At 34.9% G+C, this 20,292-nt stretch carries 19 protein-coding genes, 2 tRNA genes and 2 rRNA genes (1 of these 23 only partly in view); 7 read left to right on the top strand and 16 right to left on the bottom strand.

What is annotated here, in order from left to right; all coding sequences use genetic code 11:
• The 4 genes from ABZP37_RS13480 to ABZP37_RS13495 all read right to left on the bottom strand — a co-directional run.
• Window positions 1-823, bottom strand: a 23S ribosomal RNA gene (locus ABZP37_RS13480); it reaches 2,063 nt to the left of the window's first position.
• 136 nt (window positions 824-959) lie between these two features.
• Window positions 960-1,033 (bottom strand) — tRNA-Ala (locus ABZP37_RS13485).
• A 128-nt stretch (window positions 1,034-1,161) separates the two neighbouring features.
• Window positions 1,162-1,235: transfer RNA gene (locus ABZP37_RS13490), tRNA-Ile, on the bottom strand.
• 221 nt (window positions 1,236-1,456) lie between these two features.
• Window positions 1,457-2,970 (bottom strand): 16S ribosomal RNA (locus ABZP37_RS13495).
• The 16S and 23S rRNA genes sit together here with 2 tRNA genes alongside, the layout of an rRNA operon.
• Window positions 2,971-3,977: 1,007 nt before the next feature.
• On the opposite strand from ABZP37_RS13495, the gene ABZP37_RS13500 reads away from it, so the two are divergent.
• Entirely contained in the window at window positions 3,978-4,154 is a 177-nt protein-coding gene (locus ABZP37_RS13500) for a histone H1 (protein WP_074723847.1), read from the top strand.
• A 177-nt stretch (window positions 4,155-4,331) separates the two neighbouring features.
• Here ABZP37_RS13500 and ABZP37_RS13505 read toward each other — a convergent pair whose 3' ends face one another.
• Window positions 4,332-4,523 carry a hypothetical protein gene (locus ABZP37_RS13505; protein ID WP_366183633.1) on the bottom strand — a complete coding sequence of 64 codons (192 nt, stop codon included), beginning with the start codon at window positions 4,521-4,523 and terminating at the stop codon, window positions 4,332-4,334.
• Between the two features lie 403 nt (window positions 4,524-4,926).
• Window positions 4,927-6,123 (bottom strand): HYR domain-containing protein, encoded by a 1,197-nt coding sequence (locus ABZP37_RS13510; protein ID WP_366183634.1) that lies wholly within the window; start codon window positions 6,121-6,123, stop codon window positions 4,927-4,929.
• Between the two features lie 196 nt (window positions 6,124-6,319).
• Between ABZP37_RS13510 and ABZP37_RS13515 the strand changes: the two genes are divergently transcribed.
• Entirely contained in the window at window positions 6,320-6,889 is a 570-nt protein-coding gene (locus ABZP37_RS13515) for a 2'-5' RNA ligase family protein (RefSeq protein WP_366183635.1), read from the top strand.
• A 13-nt stretch (window positions 6,890-6,902) separates the two neighbouring features.
• Here the strand turns inward: ABZP37_RS13515 and ABZP37_RS13520 are convergent, their stop codons facing one another.
• From ABZP37_RS13520 to ABZP37_RS13530, 3 genes are all read right to left on the bottom strand, one after another.
• Window positions 6,903-7,496 (bottom strand): 2OG-Fe(II) oxygenase, encoded by a 594-nt coding sequence (locus tag ABZP37_RS13520; RefSeq protein ID WP_366183636.1) that lies wholly within the window; start codon window positions 7,494-7,496, stop codon window positions 6,903-6,905.
• Window positions 7,497-7,646: 150 nt separating this feature from the next.
• Complete coding sequence (locus tag ABZP37_RS13525; protein WP_366183637.1) at window positions 7,647-9,110, bottom strand: sigma 54-interacting transcriptional regulator; 1,464 nt, start codon at window positions 9,108-9,110, stop codon at window positions 7,647-7,649.
• A gap of 124 nt (window positions 9,111-9,234) precedes the next feature.
• A complete protein-coding gene (locus ABZP37_RS13530; protein ID WP_366183638.1) occupies window positions 9,235-10,353 on the bottom strand; it encodes a VWA domain-containing protein in 1,119 nt (372 codons plus the stop codon).
• A gap of 436 nt (window positions 10,354-10,789) precedes the next feature.
• On the opposite strand from ABZP37_RS13530, the gene ABZP37_RS13535 reads away from it, so the two are divergent.
• Window positions 10,790-11,530 carry a GYF domain-containing protein gene (locus ABZP37_RS13535; RefSeq protein ID WP_366183639.1) on the top strand — a complete coding sequence of 247 codons (741 nt, stop codon included), beginning with the start codon at window positions 10,790-10,792 and terminating at the stop codon, window positions 11,528-11,530.
• Window positions 11,531-11,594: 64 nt separating this feature from the next.
• Here the strand turns inward: ABZP37_RS13535 and ABZP37_RS13540 are convergent, their stop codons facing one another.
• From ABZP37_RS13540 to ABZP37_RS13550, 3 genes are read right to left on the bottom strand one after another with little or no spacing between them, the layout of a single operon-like run.
• Complete coding sequence (locus ABZP37_RS13540; RefSeq protein WP_366183640.1) at window positions 11,595-11,972, bottom strand: YchJ family metal-binding protein; 378 nt, start codon at window positions 11,970-11,972, stop codon at window positions 11,595-11,597.
• Window positions 11,973-11,991: 19 nt separating this feature from the next.
• A complete protein-coding gene (locus ABZP37_RS13545; protein ID WP_366183641.1) occupies window positions 11,992-12,219 on the bottom strand; it encodes a hypothetical protein in 228 nt (75 codons plus the stop codon).
• Between the two features lie 14 nt (window positions 12,220-12,233).
• Window positions 12,234-12,383, bottom strand: coding sequence for a hypothetical protein (locus ABZP37_RS13550; protein WP_366183642.1), 150 nt, complete (start codon window positions 12,381-12,383; stop codon window positions 12,234-12,236).
• Window positions 12,384-12,789: 406 nt separating this feature from the next.
• Between ABZP37_RS13550 and ABZP37_RS13555 the strand changes: the two genes are divergently transcribed.
• From ABZP37_RS13555 to ABZP37_RS13565, 3 genes are all read left to right on the top strand, one after another.
• Complete coding sequence (locus ABZP37_RS13555; protein WP_366183643.1) at window positions 12,790-13,905, top strand: PQQ-dependent sugar dehydrogenase; 1,116 nt, start codon at window positions 12,790-12,792, stop codon at window positions 13,903-13,905.
• Between the two features lie 11 nt (window positions 13,906-13,916).
• The gene (locus ABZP37_RS13560; RefSeq protein WP_366183644.1) at window positions 13,917-14,378 is read left to right on the top strand and encodes a cytochrome c; all 462 of its coding nucleotides are present in this window, start codon (window positions 13,917-13,919) and stop codon (window positions 14,376-14,378) included.
• A gap of 343 nt (window positions 14,379-14,721) precedes the next feature.
• Window positions 14,722-15,093 carry a hypothetical protein gene (locus ABZP37_RS13565; protein WP_366183645.1) on the top strand — a complete coding sequence of 124 codons (372 nt, stop codon included), beginning with the start codon at window positions 14,722-14,724 and terminating at the stop codon, window positions 15,091-15,093.
• A 57-nt stretch (window positions 15,094-15,150) separates the two neighbouring features.
• On the opposite strand, the gene ABZP37_RS13570 is transcribed toward ABZP37_RS13565, so the two are convergent.
• A complete protein-coding gene (locus ABZP37_RS13570; protein WP_366183646.1) occupies window positions 15,151-15,681 on the bottom strand; it encodes a DUF4252 domain-containing protein in 531 nt (176 codons plus the stop codon).
• A gap of 20 nt (window positions 15,682-15,701) precedes the next feature.
• Window positions 15,702-15,956, bottom strand: a complete 255-nt coding sequence (locus ABZP37_RS13575) for a hypothetical protein (protein ID WP_366183647.1) — start codon at window positions 15,954-15,956, stop codon at window positions 15,702-15,704.
• Between the two features lie 89 nt (window positions 15,957-16,045).
• Between ABZP37_RS13575 and ABZP37_RS13580 the strand changes: the two genes are divergently transcribed.
• The gene (locus tag ABZP37_RS13580) at window positions 16,046-17,437 is read left to right on the top strand and encodes a S41 family peptidase (protein ID WP_366183648.1); all 1,392 of its coding nucleotides are present in this window, start codon (window positions 16,046-16,048) and stop codon (window positions 17,435-17,437) included.
• Between the two features lie 66 nt (window positions 17,438-17,503).
• On the opposite strand, the gene ABZP37_RS13585 is transcribed toward ABZP37_RS13580, so the two are convergent.
• Both ABZP37_RS13585 and ABZP37_RS13590 read right to left on the bottom strand, forming a co-directional pair.
• A complete protein-coding gene (locus ABZP37_RS13585; RefSeq protein WP_366183649.1) occupies window positions 17,504-18,562 on the bottom strand; it encodes a DUF5074 domain-containing protein in 1,059 nt (352 codons plus the stop codon).
• A gap of 3 nt (window positions 18,563-18,565) precedes the next feature.
• Window positions 18,566-20,248: a TonB-dependent receptor gene (locus ABZP37_RS13590; protein ID WP_366183650.1), complete on the bottom strand. Its 1,683-nt coding sequence runs from the start codon at window positions 20,246-20,248 to the stop codon at window positions 18,566-18,568.
• Between the last annotated feature and the right edge of the window lie 44 nt (window positions 20,249-20,292).

A 20,292-nucleotide genomic window follows, 5' to 3' on the forward strand; every position in this document is an offset into this window, starting at 1 on the left:
TTTGATTGGCCTTTCACCCCTACCCACAGATCATCCCAAGACTTTTCAACGTCAACGGGTTCGGTCCTCCACTTTGGGTTAACAAAGCTTCAACCTGTCCATGGGTAGATCACACGGTTTCGCGTCTAACACTACTGACTAAAGCGCCCTATTCAGACTCGCTTTCGCTACGGATCCGTGGCTTAACCACTTATCCTTGCCAGCAACGTTAACTCGTAGGCTCATTATGCAAAAGGCACGCCGTCACCCCACGAAAGGGCTCCGACCGCTTGTAAGCGTATGGTTTCAGGATCTATTTCACTCCGTTATTCACGGTTCTTTTCACCTTTCCCTCACGGTACTGGTTCACTATCGGTCTCTCAGGAGTATTTAGCCTTAGCGGATGGTCCCGCCAAATTCAGACAGGATTTCTCGTGTCCCGCCCTACTCAGGATACCACTATCTATTATATTCATTACTTATACAGGGCTATCACCTTCTTTGGCTTTACTTTCCAGTAAATTCTAATTCTTCATACATAAAATGTCGTGGTCCTACAACCCCAACATTGCCGTAACAACATTGGTTTGGGCTAATCCGCGTTCGCTCGCCACTACTTACGGAATCACTTTTGTTTTCTTCTCCTCCGCCTACTTAGATGTTTCAGTTCAGCGGGTTTGCCCACCTATCGGTGTACTAGATCTTCAATCTAGTGGGTTGCCCCATTCAGGTATCTACGGATCAATCGGTGTGTGCCCGTCCCCGTAGCTTTTCGCAGCTTATCACGCCTTTCATCGCCTCTGAGAGCCAAGGCATCCCCCATACGCCCTTATTTTGCTTATTGTACCAATCTTAAAATTAATTAAGACCGTTTTTGTTTGTTCTTTACTATTACTAGTAAAAAACGCTTTCTACTTTTAATATTTTTCTTATCTCAATATGTCAATGAACTTTTTCTTTCTACTTTCGTAGATAGATAGTGGAGAATAACGGAGTCGAACCGTTGACCCCCTGCGTGCAAGGCAGGTGCTCTAGCCAGCTGAGCTAATTCCCCATTTTTTAAGTATGAGTTATTAGTTTTGAGTTATGAATTCATATCTCATACATTCTCAACTTCTAAAATTTCCTTTAAGTTTTTTTAAACTTATAAATTATATTTAATAACTTATAACTTTAAATTAGTTGTCTCGGACAGACTCGAACTGTCGACCCCTACATTATCAGTGTAGTACTCTAACCAGCTGAGCTACGAGACAAGGTGATTTGGGATTTATGATTTTAAATTAACGATTGCAGATCTAAATCTGAAATCAAAAATCGTTAATCAACAATCTTAAATCGTTTATCTTTAACTTAAATTTTATTCAATTTTTTTAAATTAACAGCAAGAGTAATAAATTCTTAATATTCTAAATCCTTTAGATTCTTCGTCTTTTTCCCTACCGTGCTTATAAATAAGCTAACACTAAGGCTCTAGAAAGGAGGTGTTCCAGCCGCACCTTCCGGTACGGCTACCTTGTTACGACTTAGCCCTAGTTACCAGTTTTACCCTAGGCAGCTCCTTGCGGTCACCGACTTCAGGCACCCCCAGCTTCCATGGCTTGACGGGCGGTGTGTACAAGGCCCGGGAACGTATTCACCGGATCATGGCTGATATCCGATTACTAGCGATTCCAGCTTCACGGAGTCGAGTTGCAGACTCCGATCCGAACTGAGAACGGTTTTGTAGATTCGCTCCTATTTGCATAGTGGCTGCTCTCTGTACCGTCCATTGTAGCACGTGTGTAGCCCAAGGCGTAAGGGCCGTGATGATTTGACGTCATCCCCACCTTCCTCACAGTTTACACTGGCAGTCTTGTTAGAGTTCCCGACATGACTCGCTGGCAACTAACAACAGGGGTTGCGCTCGTTATAGGACTTAACCTGACACCTCACGGCACGAGCTGACGACAACCATGCAGCACCTTGTAAATTGTCTTGCGAAAAGTCTGTTTCCAAACCGGTCAATCTACATTTAAGCCTTGGTAAGGTTCCTCGCGTATCATCGAATTAAACCACATGCTCCACCGCTTGTGCGGGCCCCCGTCAATTCCTTTGAGTTTCAAACTTGCGTTCGTACTCCCCAGGTGGGATACTTATCACTTTCGCTTAGCCACTGAAATTGCTTCCAACAGCTAGTATCCATCGTTTACGGCGTGGACTACCAGGGTATCTAATCCTGTTCGCTACCCACGCTTTCGTCCATCAGCGTCAATATATTAGTAGTAACCTGCCTTCGCAATTGGTATTCCATGTAATCTCTAAGCATTTCACCGCTACACTACATATTCTAGTTACTTCCTAATAATTCAAGCCCTACAGTATCAATGGCCATTTCCCGGTTGAGCCGGGAGATTTCACCACTGACTTATAAGGCCGCCTACGGACCCTTTAAACCCAATGATTCCGGATAACGCTTGGACCCTCCGTATTACCGCGGCTGCTGGCACGGAGTTAGCCGGTCCTTATTCTTACGATACCGTCAAGCTAGTTCACGAACTAGTGTTTCTTCTCGTACAAAAGCAGTTTACACACCATAGATGCTTCATCCTGCACGCGGCATGGCTGGATCAGGCTTGCGCCCATTGTCCAATATTCCTCACTGCTGCCTCCCGTAGGAGTCTGGTCCGTGTCTCAGTACCAGTGTGGGGGATCTCCCTCTCAGGACCCCTACCCATCGTAGTCTTGGTAAGCCGTTACCTTACCAACTAACTAATGGGACGCATGCTCATCTTTCACCGTTGTGACTTTAATAATGTCTCGATGCCGAGTCATTATACTATGAGGTATTAATCCAAATTTCTCTGGGCTATCCCTCTGTGAAAGGTAGATTGCATACGCGTTACGCACCCGTGCGCCGGTCTCTAGGTCCGAAAACCTATACCCCTCGACTTGCATGTGTTAAGCCTGCCGCTAGCGTTCATCCTGAGCCAGGATCAAACTCTTCATCGTATATTGTGCGTTTGAATAAATTCAAACTATTAATTGTCGACTCAGTTTCTATCGGTTATTATTCGAATCTCTCGACTCTATTACTCTTATTCTTGTGCTCTAACATCTCTGTTAAAGCGGCTGTCAATTCAATATGTCTAGGAACGTGTTCTTATCTTGTTTTTCCGTTTCGTTGTCATGTTAAACATGTTTCTCGAAGCGGGTGCAAAAGTAAAAAACTCTTTTGTTTCTCGCAAGAAAAATTTAAAGTTTTTTTTAGAATTTAAATCCTAATTTCTTTATTCTTTCTTACCAGTATCTCAAGGAACTTTCATCGTTTTGCGGGGTGCAAATGTAATTCGTTTCCTTTAACCTCACAAGCTTTATTTGATATTTTTTTTTGAAGAATTTCTTCCCCTTTATATCTCGTAATCCTTGCCAGTGTGTCAGTGAACATATTCGTTGTTGCGGGTGCAAAAGTACAGAGTCTTCCCCCTTAAACAATACTTTTTAAACGCCTTTTTTTAATCTTTTTTTTAATAGACTGAAAAAGCGGGGTTTGGGATTTTAGAGCTTTATAGTTTGTAGGTATTTAGAGTTATTTACGAACGGATTTTGAATCGTTTGACTCCTACCCTAATACACTATCTCTTATATAATAGGAAATGATATTGGTGGTTTGATGAACATACAAGGACGCCTACTGAATTAAAACTAACAGAAAAAGCTGCTTTAAAAATAATGGCTTACGTTCAAAAATTAGTTAATGAACAAGATCATTTAGATAATGCACCTTCACAGTACAATGCAAAAATGCAGATTTCAATACATAAATTAATATTATTTGTACCTAATACAGCGTAAAAACCGTAAACAAACTACATTTACACGGCAAAATGAGAATCAATCATGATTTGAAGTCACAATTACACGTTTAAGACTAAAAAGAAATCATTTTTAACATAATTTTACTATCCTATCTTTTACAAAATTCTATTTTTGTGACTTTAACTATAATAAATAAAATCATGAAAGAATTAGTAGCCAAAATTAACGCTGAGTTTGAAGCATTTACTGCAGAAACAGAATCTCTAATTGAAAAAGGAGTAAAAGCGGCTGGAGCAAGAGCACGTAAATCAACTTTGGAAATGGAAAAAATGCTAAAAGAATTTAGAAAACTTTCTATCGAAGAGTCTAAAAAATAATTCCATTTACAGCAAAAGTCCTTACTGATAGTAAGGACTTTGTTTTTGAAGCTTTTGAGTATTCAAGCTAAATATATTTTGAAAATCTACTCTAATTTATTTATAACTATTATAGTACATTACATTAATTAAAACCAATTAATTAGCACCTAGTAATTATTTTATTCCTACTACTATTTAACTTCCCTGCGCTACATTTTCACCATCAGCAATGGTAAGCTGCGATTCACTAAATTCACCAATTAAGGTATTTCCTAACTCATCTTTCCATTGTGTGACAACAATTTCTTCTAATCCTGGTTCCAAATCAATTACTTTCATAATTTGAACTCCAGATTCCTCCTGTACATTTTGTCCTAGTTTAAACATAAAATTATTTTTTAGTCTAGCGTTTTCCTATTATATTCTTCAGAAACCCTAATAGTAGTTGAATAATCCCAATCGAACTATTTTTGGCAATCATAAAAACAACAGAAGCCTGCTGAAACCTATTATACTATTCCCTATAGATCTTATAGGATGTTTTCAAAATACTAAATTATTTCACAATTAGCTAATTATACACAAAAAAAACAAAGCAAAACCTTTAAAAAACACATGCAAATCCAAGCTAAATAACTTATTTAAAACAACTTACATCTTTTTACCACCAATAATAATTAGACTACCATCTCAAGATCATTCACTACAAATTAGAAGGAATCAACCATAAAGTAAAACCCCAAAACGAGCTTTGCTGTTTTGGGGTTTTGTTTCATTTATATTTTCCGAATCACTTATCAGCCAATTTCCATGTTCTTACCCAGTCATATTTGGTTGTTAAATCATCAAATGATCCTGTTTCCCATATCGTATCAGCGGGATCGATTGGGTTCCAATCATACACCTCAATTGCCATAGTTATAAAGCCGTCAATATCATAATTTGTTGGAGGGGTAATCGTATAAGCATATTTACCGTCTAAATAAAACACCAACTCAGTAGCAGATTTCCACCAGCAAGCATACACAAAAAAACGATCCGTATTTTTCTCTGATAAATTTACTGCCCCTTGTATTTGTTGCGTTTGAGTAATACCCGTATCACAACCAATGGCATGTCTGAAAGCGTTAGAATGAAAGATGTTTGTATATTTTGTAGCCCAACTAGCCGTTCCACTATTAGTTTTTCCCACACATTCCTGAATATCCAACTCTAGTTTTCTAGTCACTGTAGGACAATTATTTTTCATCGCTAACCAAAACGTAGAAGACATGACCGTTTTATTTGCTTTCATTCTACACTCATAATACATTCCCAAATTCCCTGGGTTTTTGGAACGTACAATTGCTCCTCCGTGGGTATAAGTGTTCCCGTTTATCACTTCAGGACTACTCCTCTTTCTAGTGGTCACATTAAGATTACCATCTGAAACGGTCACATTACTTGGTTCAAATAACCCTGGAGCTCTACCAATCCATTTAAAACCATCATTGCTCGGATCATTAATCCATTTTGTATTATCCAAGGTAGAACCACTAAATTCATCAGACATATTTTCAACTTTTGTCCATTTTTTATCCGTTGGTGTCGGATTTACATCTACAAAGTAAGGCAAATCTGCAGAAGGTGCGTTCTTAACAACAGTAACTTTAAAACTACAAGAAACAGCATTACCAGCAGCATCTTTCACTTGAAAAGTATTCGTAGTTACTCCCACCTGAAAAGTAGCGCCAGATGCCAAACCAGCAGTTTGCGTGGTCACAGCACCTGGTAAATTATCGATGCCTGCAGGAGTAGAATAAGTCACTATCGCTGCATTTGCAGTTGCCTCGATATTTACATTCATATCTGCAACACAAATGATAGTGGGATTAACAGTGTCGGCAATAGTCTTTTCTTTTTCAGAATTTCCACTATCGCTGCTACAGGCAATAACCGTTGCGACAAATGATATCGCAAACGGAAAAAAAAGTTTATTCATTTTCATTATTCAAAGGTTTTAGTTAGTTATCCAAAAATATGATTCCCTGACTAGTTAAGAGTATTCATATGATTCAGAATAGAGCACATATGACCCAAAAAAAACTTTTTAATAAAAACACAAACTAGATCACAACTGAACAAAACCCCTTATCTTAAACAAAAATGGTACATTACAGCTCTTTTTAAAACTACAACTAGAAATGACTACTATACAAAATCGCTATTCATTAGTAATCAGTCCTCCTAACGAAATTATTAGTTTGGTGAAGTCCATGAAAGAAAAACTAGCGGAAGAAATTGGTTGGTACCATAGTAAAAACTCATTAGCACATATTACCATCAACGAATTTATGGCAACAGATAATGAAATCGAAAACATCAAAAAACAACTGATCAATATTTGCGACGGCATAAAACCAATAGACGTTCACTTAGACCACTTTAATACCTATCCTAATGGTGCTTTTTTTATCGCACCTGATGACTTTTCAATAATTGAATTGAAACAAATTATGACACAAATCCATCAATTGTTTCGCACAAAAACACTCCTTAAAAGTAATGAACCTCATCTATCAATTGGTCGCCAACTGAAGCCAGATTATATTGCTACAGCCTATCGTTTGTTTCCTTTTATCAATTTAAATTTTCGTTGTGATAGCGTAACATTACGCCGTTTCAACCCAATAATAAAACAGTTCGAAATAATAGACCGTTTTAGTTTCAATGATAATCCGAAACCTGTTTATAAACAAGGAACTCTTTTTTAAGTTTTTCTAAAAATTAATCCGTTTTTAACCAACCCGTAATACTCATTCTGGTATTTTGGGTTACTAAAACTTCATGTAGTAATTCGTCACTTTTGAAGAAAACTGTTTTGCCTTGAGTAGGACTTATTTTTTGAAGATTATTTTCCTGATGAATCAATAATTCGCCACCATCTACAGGTTGCCAATTGCTGTTTAAATAACTAATCATCGAGTATTTTCGACTTGGATTACTTTTAAACTGATCTAAATGTTTGAGGTAAAAATCGCCTTTTTCATATAAGGAATAATGAAATTCATAACCAGTAATTCCGGTATAGCAACTTTCATTTAGATAACTTACAAAAGCATCGATTTGGTCAAAAAACTCATTTTCAAAAACATTATTGTGTTTTTTATCCAACCAATAAATGGAATCGCTGCGTACAGCACTATCATAAGAAACAGCTTCTGAGTTTCCTGTTCCTGCCTCCATCAACAAACTTTGTTCTTTTAAAGAGAATAAATTCTGCTTTAAATTATTGACTAATGCATCGTTTAAAAAGTGTTCGCATATACCCACTTTATTTTCAATATAAGAAGCAATAAGAGCTTCAAAGCTATTTTCCATTTGGTTTTTTGGAGACCGCAAATACAGCCAACGCGCGAAAGTAGACTAAATTGAAATACAAATTACATTTGGCGATTTTATTATCACTAAATAAAAAAAAAGGATTTAGAGACTAATCTAAATCCTTCTTAATCAATATCATAATAACCGTTACAATTTACTGATATAACTTCCATAAATATCCTTGAACTGATACCCTGTAGCAATACGATCTTTACTCAGTTTTCTATATTCTACCATTGCCCACAAGATGAATTCCTTCATAAACAAATGGTCTTCTATGGCAAGGTCTGGTTGGTGTTTTTTAATTAAAATTTCCAACGGTACAATCGCATTCAGAATATTTTTATATTCGGCATCAGTAGTATCATCTAATAATTCGAAACCACTTTCGGCAAAAAACCATTCTATCAAATCCGTATAAGCAGTTTTTTCATTCGGCTTTTCTAGTTTTTCAATTTTCGGAAAATACATTGGAAACAATGTACTAATCGCTGCACCTAGCAAATGTTGTGCTACAAAAGCCGCTCCCTCCTGCTCTCCTTCATAAACCAATTCTACTTTACCCGTAATAGCTGGAATCACGCCCATAAAATCAGATAAGCGAACGGTAGTTTTGTCCTCACCATTCAACAAAGCTCTACGTTCCGCCGTACTCAACAAATTCTCATAAGCCGTAATACTCATTCTAGCACTTACGCCACTTTTATAATCTACATATTCACTGTCTCGTGCTTCAAAACTAATTTGCTCCAGCAAATCCTTAGCCAATGACGGAACATTTACCCTACTCGATTGTGTAGCATCCAATTTTGCTTCTTGTTCGGTAATCGTTCTCGCGATCTGCACCGTTTCTGGATAATGTGTCAAAATTTGAGAACCAATTCGGTCTTTCAATGGTGTTACAATACTACCACGATTAGTGTAATCTTCTGGGTTGGCAGTAAATATAAACTGAATATCCAGCGGCATTCTTAACTTAAATCCTCGAATCTGGATATCTCCTTCTTGCAAAATATTAAACAATGCCACTTGAATACGAGCTTGTAAATCGGGTAATTCGTTTATCACAAAAATACAACGATTGGCTCTCGGAATCATTCCAAAATGAATCACACGATCATCTGCATAGGACAGTCTTAAGTTAGCAGCTTTAATAGGGTCTACATCTCCAATCAAATCGGCAACGGTAACATCTGGCGTCGCTAATTTTTCCGAAAAACGGTCGCTACGATGCAACCATGAAATAGGTGTATTCACTCCTTTTTCAGCAATTAAATCTTTTGAAAAACGAGAAATGGGATGCAAAGGGTCATCATTAATCTCCGAACCCGTCACAAACGGAATGTATTCATCCAACAACTCCACCATCTTACGCGCCAACCTCGTTTTGGCTTGCCCACGAAGCCCTAAAAAATTGATATTATGACGAGACAAAATCGCACGCTCCAACTCTGGAATCACCGTGTTCTCAAAACCATGAACCCCTTCAAAAGTAGGTTTACCCAATTTTATTTTAGCTATCAAATTGCTACGTAATTCGTCCTTTATAGACTTCGATTGATAACCCGAAGCCTTTAACTCTCCTATTGTATTTATATTTTCTATGTTCATGTTTTTTTGTGTAGTTACTAAATTTCTGAGACCCTAAGTTGCTAAGTTTTTTTATTTTTGCCACAAGGGCACTAAGTTTTTTTATTTTTTGGAAATTTGACCTTTGATTTTTGATTTATGAAAACTACTTTACTCGCTTCTTCCTATTCGTCTCATAATCCTCAAAAATCATTTCGCCCAGACCTTTCAAGCCTGTATAAAACGCTTTTCCTTGATTGGCTTCCGTAAATTTATTGACAAATTTTTGCAAATACGGATCACTCGCAATCATAAAAGTCGTAATCGGAATGTGTAATTTTCTTGCCTGTTGTGCTTGTGTGTAGCATTTATCCACGATATACTCATCAAGCCCATTGCTGTTCATATAGTAGGAACCATCACGTTCTTTTACGCAACTCGGTTTCCCATCCGTAATCATAAAAATTTGCTTGTTGGTGTTTCGTTTTCGACGAAGCATGTCCATAGCTAGTTGTAAACCAGCTACTGTATTAGTATGAAAAGGCCCAACTTTCAAGTACGGTAAATCCTTAATCGCAATTGGCCAAGCGTCATTCCCAAAGACTAATATATCTAAAGTATCTTTTGGATAACGTGTCGTAATCAATTCAGCAAGAGCCATCGCTACTTTTTTTGCAGGCGTTATTCGATCCTCGCCGTATAGAATCATACTGTGGCTAATATCAATCATCAGCACCGTGCTCATCTGCGATTTATGCTGTGTATCTTCAACTACCAAATCGTTTTCAGTCAGTCTAAAGTCGCCCACACCATGATTTATTTGAGCGTTCCGTAAACTCTCGGTCAACGATATTTGTTCCAGTCCATCGCCAAAATGGTACTCCCGTAGCTCTCCCGTATGTTCATCACCCGTACCCGAATGTTTGGTCTTGTGATTTCCAGAACCCGAACGTTTCAAATTCCCAAAAATCTGATCCAATGCTTGTTGTCTGATGGCTCTTTCCGTCTTGGCTGTAATCCCTAAACCCCCAGAACCATCTTCCTTAACTTCATCCTTAATGTACCCTTTCTTCTTTAAATCTTCAATAAAATCATCAATAGTATAGTTATCGTCAGTCAGTTTGTATTCGACATCCAACTCTCTCAACCAACTGATAGCCTCATCAAAATCTCCCGATGTATGCGTGATCAACTCTTTGAAAATACCAAAAAGTTTATCAAACGGAGATTGCTCTTGTGCTGTATATTGCTTAAAATAAAACCCTTTTTTAAACTCGTTTTTCATACGTAGATACTCTTTGTTTTTTATTGGAATATGTAATTGCTTCGCCTATTCGCAAATACTCGAGTCGCCAATAACATTGGCATTATAAATCAAATTTTGATCATGCTCATTTCATAATTTTAAAATTACAGCTTTTTAGAGTATAGGGATAGCAAACGGTTATTAATTTTAAGTTAAAATCAACTTTTTATGCTGTCCGGGCAGGCTATCCATTACAAGTCCGCAGGAACAAGCCCATAAAACTAGGTCAAAAATGAGCTTCCTACGGTCGCTATTTTTGCCCAAGTTTTATAAAAAAGGCTTCTTCCTTTACGGGCTTTTCGTTTCTATCCTTGACAGAAAACAAAACTGCTATACAATACATTTTTCTTTGAATTTTTTAATCCTTGGAATGAATTTTGTTTTGTATTTTTGAAACCAAATCAAGCAATCACAAATGAATAGTTATTTCCTGCATAACGGAGTTGAGAGTAGCGGACCTTTCACAATAGAAGAATTAAAAACTAAAAACATCAAAGCGACCACTCCGGTTTGGTGTCAAGGTATGTCCGATTGGACTACTGCTTCTGAGGTTGAAGAACTAAAAAGTTTACTGACTGTTAATCCACCACCCATTAAAAATTTTGTTCCAGTTGTAAACCCTGTTTCTGCACCTACTCCAACACCAAAAGTAGAAACGCCTAAAACAAAAAAAAACAAAAGCATTTTTGGATTAAATAAAAGCGTCTTTACCTTTATCCTTTTTTTTGGTGTTTTAATTATCGCTAGTTTTTTCTTGAGTATGTACCAAGACAACCGTCGTGAAGCCTCCGAATTAAAAAACAAACAAACCGAAAAAAATAACGTCCAATACCGCTTGCAGCAAAAGGAAATTGAAGAACAAAAAATTCAAATGGCTATCCAAGAAAAAATTGATGCAGACCGTCTTTTAAAAGAAAAAAAAGAAACCGTTAATAATCAATTATCCAACAATCAAGAATTACTATTGACAGCCACCTCCAATTTTGAAAACTCTAAAAAGAGACTAGCTGAAGCTTCTAATTTTCAGTTTTTCAGATCAGCAGCTGAACGAGAAGAAGAAGTCAACTTTGCTCAAAAAGATGTTTCATATTGGAAAAAAGAAGTTGAAAAAATTAAAGACGAAAGCTATCAATTAAAATTGCAACTAGAACATTAACACCAAAGGGTTTAGATATATGAATCTAAACCCTTTGGTCGAATAATAATTTGATAGTCTTTTATTAAAATCTTCCATCTACGTAATACCAATTCTCATTCTCTTTTTTGAAAGTAGAAAATTCATGATGAATGTATTTTTGTCCTGAAGTATCTTGATAATAAGCTTTGAACTCCACCGTAGTTTCAGTTGTATTCAAAACTTCTAGTTTCAACCATTTATTGGTTGTTGCCCATTCTAATATATCCTTTTTATGGTGGTTTTTTCGAGTAGAAAAATGAGTAGTAGACACAAGATAATCCGCTTGTTGTGTTGCAAAAGCAGAATATCTAGAACGCATTAATTCTTCGGCAGTAGTTGTTTTTTTTGTCCCTAATAAATACGGTTCACAGCAACTATCAAAAATTTTTCTTGAACAGCAGTAACAATTTACAACTTGCATTTTTATACCTGTAAAAAAATTAATCTTCAATAGTCGGATTTATTTTTAAAAACAACTGATTTAATAAAACTTGGTATTTACTAATTTCAATTAAATCATCGTCTTCTTCAGCAAAGTCAAGCAATTCATCTAGTTGTTCACTAACTACAATTAACTTATTTCCTGCCTCGATGGTGTCATTTGCCGCTATTAAATCGATGACCTCTTGAACACTTTTTTTTATTCCTAAAAATTTATTTTCTTCCATTTTAAATCAATACACTACTCTTTGGCAGCTTTACTTTCGTTATACTTTTTAGTAATTTGTTTTAATTGCTCTTTACGATCAATTACAGCCTGCTTTGCTTTATCCTGAGCTTTGTGTAATTTATCATTATGCTTTTTTATATTCCTATCATTATTTCTCCCCATTACATTTTCCTTTTTATTGACTCCAAATATAATGTAAAACTGCGATTATACAGGTATTTATCATAACAACTATTAAAAACAAGTCTAATTTAAATTATAATTATTAGCTAAAACGATGTAATCCAGTCTATACATAATAAATAGTACTTTCTTTTTTTAACATAAAATAGACTAACTCATTTTCTCTTTACCTCTTTTTTCAAATGTCAGTTTGATAATAATTTTACTTTTATATTTATTAATTCTGTATCGTATATTCAAGACCAGTTATTTATAGAAAACAAAAGACGGCTAAAAATATTTAAAACACGATAACACACTAAAAATCAATACTATTTAAAAATAATTTAATTATTAAAGTTCTTTTAGTATCTTTAAATAGTTTACTAATTAAACCTATATAATTATGAACAGAATCATTTACATACTGTTTTCTTGTATGCTTATTAGTTGTCATGCTCAGGACAAGTCCAATAATATTCTCCTTCAAAACGAAATTGTCAGTTATACATTTGAAACCATTGCAGATGGTATTCTAATACCTTGGGGAATGGTTTTTTTGCCAGATGGCTCACTCTTAGTTACTGAAAAAAGTGGACAATTACTTCATATTAAAAACAAAATAAAAACTGAAATAAAAAATGTTCCCTCAGTATATAATCGAGGACAAGGCGGATTATTAGACATTGTTTTACACCCTAATTATATTCAAAATGGTTGGATTTATATCACTTATGCTTCCACTGAAGGCGATGGCGAAGGAGGAAATACCAAACTCATCAGAGCCAAACTGGAAAATGAATCGTTAACCCAAATTGAATATTTATACAAATGCTCTCCTAATACTACTAAGGGACAACATTTTGGTTCCCGAATTGTTTTTGATAACCAAGGCTATTTGTATTTCTCAGTAGGAGAACGTGGTGAACATTTTGTAAATCCACAAGACATCAGTCGTGACAACGGAAAAATATACCGTTTAAATGATGACGGTAGTATTCCAAGAGACAACCCTTTTGTAGGTCAAGCCAATACAAAAGAAGCGATTTACTCTTACGGTGTTCGTAATCCGCAAGGTTTGGCTAAAAACCCCATTACAGGAGCCATTTGGGAACACGAACACGGTCCTCAAGGAGGAGACGAAATCAATATTATCAAAAAAGGAACGAATTACGGTTGGCCAATCGTTACTTATGGACTCAATTATGACAGTACTATAATTAGTACCAAACAAGAAATAAAGGGAGTAGAAAATCCCCTTTATCAGTGGACTCCCTCTATTGCTCCCTGTGGAATGGCTTTTGTAACCAGCAACTTATATCCAAATTGGAAAGGTCATTTGCTTGTAGGTTCCTTAAAATTCCAATACCTAGAACTAGTTAAATTAAGAGGAACGGAAATCATCGGAAGACAAAAAATTGCAACCGACATTGGACGTATGCGTAACGTGATTGAAGGACCAGATGGCTACATCTATATAGCTGTTGAAGGAAAAGGAATTCTAAAAATTATCCCTAATTAAATACACTAATAATGCATTTTATAATAACCCTATTGTTATCAACATATATATATCTTCCAGGTCAATTTATGATCATCCATTCCGATTTAAAAAAAGATTATTCCCTTATTACTGGTCCCCAACAAAAAAATAATCCTTTGCAAGAAAGCATCCAACGAGGACAAGGAATCTATACTGATTTTTGTATCCAATGTCATTTGATAAACGGCAAGGGTGATAGCAAAAATTTCCCTCCATTAGACGGGTCAGATTGGTTCCAAAATAAAAGGCTCCAAAGTATTCATGCCGTAAAATATGGTCAAAGCGGTGCAATTATAGTCAATCAAAAAAAATACAACAACTCCATGCCTGCTATGGGGTTAAGTAATCAAGAAATAGCCGATGTGATGAATTACATAATGAATTCATGGAGCAATAAACAGCGTAAAATGGTAATAGCTGAAGAGGTCGAAAGCATAAAATTTCAGAAATAGCTAACGACTCAAAATTGAGATATTATTTAATTAAAAAAAAACTAAATAATAATAATAATAATAGTAAACTCTTTCCGTTTACATAATCGAACAGTTATTCAATACTAAATTAAAAAATATATTATGTTAAGTATGCAAGTAGGACTATTTAAAAAAATCACTCCACACAAAAATCAAACCCTTCATTATCAATAATATACCATAAGTAAAAACTTTCTTTTATACAATTAAGCGACAATTTAATTAAATTAATCGTAAAAAATTTGTTAATTAATAACATGTGTGTATCTTTCAATCCCTTTATTGCTGTAAAGCTGTAAACCATTAACAACCGACCAGAAATATGAAATTAAAATTAGTTAAAGTAAAAATATATCCACCTGTATTTTTTCTATTACTTTTCCTCCTACTTAGCATCTCTAACGGATATGCTCAATCCGCGAAAGAGGATGATTGCAATCAAAAAAAGTATGTCTCAGTAGATGTTCCTAAAACTTATGAACGAATTATCGCTAAGGGATATGAATCACTAGAAATGTTTGACTACCTAGGAAATTATTATTACAAGGTAAATGAATTAGAAAAATCAAAAACATACTTCGATATGTTGTTTAAAAAATATCATATTTCTAAAATTTCTCAAAGTAGTATTGAGATCTATAAAAAAATTATAGAGATAGAAAAATCAAAAAAATACTTAACCGCAGCGGATTAATTTTATAAAAAAAGCTTCCTACTGGAAGCTTTTTTTGTGACTTATATTTACAGTAAACTATCTTTTATCTTTAGTAGCTTTTTTCAATTCATCGCCACCTGGTATTTTCATTTTATCGGTAAGCACTGCTATTTCATTCAAATTAAAATTGCCTGTTAATGACATCAAAACGGTTTCATTATCTCGATTACCACCTTCAATGAACATCAATAATTCTTTGATCTTAGCATCTCCGGTACCCGACTTTACTACAATTCGAATATTTTTACCTGCTTCATTCACTTTCATTAGTTCTTCAAGACCAGCAGTTTTTATGTATTTATCAGCAGTTGATTTCATGTCCAATGCTGCCTTATTATTTGTAGTTGTATATACCTTTAAATTATCTAACTTTTTTATCAAGTTCATGTATTGCTGTGTTTCTTTATCAGAAGCATCGACCTTTACTTTACTCATTAAGTCAAACATCTTTTTATTGACAACTACAGCAGTAATATCATCTTGATCATTGAATTTATCCAATGCATTTTGTGAAAACACTGAAATAGAAAACAAGACAAGTACTATAGCGGTTATAAAATTTTTCATCTTTAAAAAATTGATTAATATTATTGTTTAATAAATATTTTAGCTTTAGCTATTTCGTATTCTTGAATATACATAACAGTTTCCATGCCACGATTAACATTAGTGGAAACAAGCGCCAAAGCCTTTTGAGTTTCAATAAACGCTAATTCTGGATTATCAAAGCTTCCTAAATTAGACTCTATTTTTTTTTCTTTGCAACCAACAAAGACTCCAATTCCAATAATGATCGCAATTATTGAGGGTAAAACTACTTTTTTAAGGCGCTGTGTTTTCATATTTTCAAAAATTAATTATGTTAAATATATCCACAATTTAAAACTAAAGATAGTATTTTTACGTTAATTACCTATACCTAAATAATTTTATGAAACGTAAATCACAATTTCTTATTCTTCTCTTTCTTTCTGTTTTCAGTTTCCAAAGTTGTGAAGACACTGATGATATTGCACTTCCAAAGGATTTACAAATTAATGACTTCATATGGAAAGGGCTCAACGTGTACTACTTATGGCAATCTGACGTCCCGAATTTAGGAGATAATCGATTTGCTAACCTCACCCAATACAAAGATTTTTTGGGCAATTACACTCCCGAAAATTTATTTGAAGCTTTAAGAGTAGCCAAAAGTATTGACCGTTTTAGTTGGATTGTAAGTGACTATACCGTTCTAGAACAGAGCTTTCAAGGGACAACTAAAAATAATGGAATTGAATTTAAACTTAGTCTAGATCCTAATGATAATACTAAAGTAGTTGGAATCGTTAGCTATATTATCCCAAATTCGGATGCGTCAACTAAAGACATCAAAAGAGGAGAAGTTTTCTACGGAATAAATGGTACTGCTCTTACTCTAGATAATTATAGTTCCTTATTATTTAGTTCCTCTGAAATTTACACCATGAATTTTGCTGATTTTAACGGCAGTTCCATTATTCCAAACGGAAAATCAATTGATTTCACCAAAACATTATTGGATGAAAATCCCATTCTAATTAATAAAGTAATCAATTCTGGAAGTTATAAAATAGGGTATTTAATGTACAACGGATTTTACTCTAGTTATGATACACTTTTAAATAATGCTTTTGGTACTTTAAAAACAGAAGGAATAACAGACTTAGTTTTAGATTTACGATACAATCCAGGTGGTTCTGTGCAAACAGCAACTCGATTAGCCAGTATGATTACTGGGCAGTATACAGGGCAAATTTTTTCTAAACTAACCTATAACAGCAAAAAAAGCAGTAATAATACTAATTATTTATTTCCTGATAAGATAGGAACTACCCCAATTAATAGTCTCAATTTATCAAAAATTTATATTTTAACAACTGCAGGAACCGCTTCCGCTAGTGAATTAATCATAAATGGATTAAAACCTTATATCAATGTGATTCAAATTGGTGATAAAACAGTTGGAAAAAATCAAGCCTCTGTAACATTATATGACTCTCCTGATTTTAGAGCGTCAAACAGGAATCCAAATCACAAATATGCTATGCAACCTATTGTAGCTTATACTGTAAACAAAAATGGTTTTGGAGATTATCCATTGGGTATTGTTCCTACTTACTCTTTAAAAGAATCCGTAAGTACTTATGGTATATTAGGTGATTCTTCTGAACCTTTATTGAGTAAAGCCATAGAGAAAATTACTGGTACGGCTAAAACGGCTAAACAAACTACTGAAAAACCATTCCAAGAATTGGGCGATTCCAAAACACTCTCTGGCCGAGGAGGAATGCAAATTGAATAGCAAAAAAAATCTCGTTCTAAAACAATAGAACGAGATTTTTTTGATTATCAATATAGTTTCTACAAACTAGTTATTAAAAAAGAAACCACCTGGAATAATACCTACAGCGTAAGTAGATTTTAAACTTCCAGCAGTATCATAAATAGCTATTTTTCCGTCTGAGCTATAATCCCCAGCATCTCCAGTATAGATCAAATTATTATTTACAGCAAATCCGTAAGGGCTAAAAGTAGATTCAAATAATGCCGTTGTTGGCAAACTCGTATCACTTGTATTCATTACATAAACATTTTTAGCTTGTGTAAAATAAATTTTGTTATTTTCAATATCCATTTTTCCAGGATGAGACGTCAAAGCAAAATCTAAACTAGTCGTAACTAAATTTGTTGCAGGATTAATTTTTTGGATTTTACCGGCAGATTCAGCACCTGACCACACCGATTTCCCTTGGCATAAAACATAAATTACCCCTTGATTCTCTTCAATAGCAGCAGGAACATCACCAACAGGAACGGTAGTTGATACTTTGGCCGTAGCAACATCGATAACAGATAGTGTGTTTCCAGAACCATACCCTCCTTTGTGCGCAACATATAACTTGCTGTTGTACACTATTAGTTTCTCTGGTCCTTCGGCAACTGGGATTTTTGATTCAACAAGGTTCGTTGTTAAATTAATAACCGCTACATAATCGTCAGTAGCATCATCACCATCTCCCCAATTGGTTACATAGCCTTTGCCATTGGCAAACACAATATATCTTGGGTTGTACAAATCTTTACTTATTGTAGCTATTCTTTTCAACGAGTATCTCTCTAGAACCTCAATCTTATTCGAACCATTCATTACTACATAAGCAGTTGCTCCGTTAGCATTAAAATTTTGTGCTACATCACCCAACAAACTTCCTCCGTTGTTTAGAGCAAACAACTTATTTTCTGTGGCTACACCTGCGTTGGCAAGAAACGAAATCTCAGCGTTCCCTTTAGTAAAACCGCCTTCGTTCAAAATAATCACACCTTTGTCATACGTCCCTTGTGATTTGGATTCATTATCATCATTCGTACAAGAAACCAAAGATAAAGCAGTGGCGATGCAAGCAATTGTAATTTTTTTAAAGTTCATTATTTAATATTTAATTGTTAAGGATAAATTATAATTAATTCCAGGCATAGGCCTAATTTCTACTGTTTGATAGCTTTTATTAAATAGATTCATTACCTGAAACCCTATTTTATAATGTTGTTTTTTATCTATTTCACAAAAGGCAGATAGATTAGAAACCTGATATTCTTTGAGTCTATATAGATTGTCTGCCGTTGTAAACACAGCACCATTAAACAGAAATTGATAATTAACACTCCAATTTTCAAAAGAGTAATCCAGACTTGATGTCAATTTATGATAAGGTACATAAATCAATTGTTTTTCCTTTTTCTCATCTACAGACGAGGTGTAAGCATAAGCTACATCCAAATCAAAACCGTGCTTTTTATACCTTTTCTTGTAATGTCCTATCAATTCTAGTCCTTTATTATTGACAACATCTGTATTTATAGGTTTCCAAAGACCGCTCTCATTAGGCACCCAACGAATCATATCTTTGGTATGTATGTAATAAAGCGTTGCCACAAACTGAAAAGCTCCTGTAACCAACTCCTGCCCCAACTCTACTTGCTGAGACAATTCTGGATTCAAATTTGGGTTACCGCTACCCTGCCAATACAAATCATTAAAGGTGGGAACTCTAAAGTTCTTGGAGGTATTCAACTTTATTTTGTAGTTATCCAATGGCATCACAACTAGTCCAACCGAATATAAAAAAGGAGCTTTATAATTGGTTGTTACTTCCTGCCTTGCACTTGCCTCCATTTTCAGCCTAGGGAATAGTGTATATTTTGCCAATAAACTAGCAGAACCTACTTCTCTCTTTTCGTTATTTATCGAACTCCCAAAACCGTTTATTTGTGTGTAAGTAAAACCCGAATTGAGGGTAAAATCTGTAGAGAACGAATAATCTAAATCATATTTTAGCAGCTTAGTATTGGCTCCACCTTTACTAAAATTATCCTTGTTCTTATTTTCAAAATATTTGTACTCTTCAGTGATATAAGCTGCCTTTAGGGTCGAAGTAAAATCAGTAGTTCGGGCTATCCATTCTAATAAATTTCGAGAATTAAGATCCTTATATTTACTAAGTGAAGTGGTAACTACTGTACCTGAAAAGTTTCTTTCTCCATCATACAATTGGCTATAAAAGTTGATTTTATGATTTTCATTCAATTTGTAACCAAAGTTGGTGTTCAATCCAGAATTGTAATATTCTCCGTTTTGGTTGACTTGATTTTGATTGAGATATTTATAATTGTTATCCGATTGATTTCTCGAAATACTTATTTGGGAAGCAAATTTACTATCAGAAACCCGTAGATCATAGAAATAACCTTGGGTATTGAAACTCCCCAAATTAACTCGTAACGTATTTTTGAATTGTTTTTTGAAGTTCAATTCGTTGTTCAAATGCACACTTCCACCAATTGCCGAACTGCCATAAATACCACTTCCTCCTCCGCTCCTGACAGAAATACTAGAATAACCCAATGGTGTAATGGTATTAAAATCTGTTTGTCCTAATAGTTGTGAGTTAATATTTATTCCGTTCCAAATAACTGCTGTTTGAGCGGCTGTTGTTCCGCGAAATGAAACTGAAGACACCATGCCATTACCATTTTCTTTAAAATAAAGTAAGCTGTTATAGCGCAATAAATTGGTAAGGGAATTGTAATTTTTTTCGATTACAGAATGGATCAAGACAAAAAGTTGTGGGGAAATATTTAAATAAGGATATTTGTATT

The organism is Flavobacterium ovatum (genome assembly GCF_040703125.1).
GTDB lineage: Bacteria > Bacteroidota > Bacteroidia > Flavobacteriales > Flavobacteriaceae > Flavobacterium > Flavobacterium ovatum.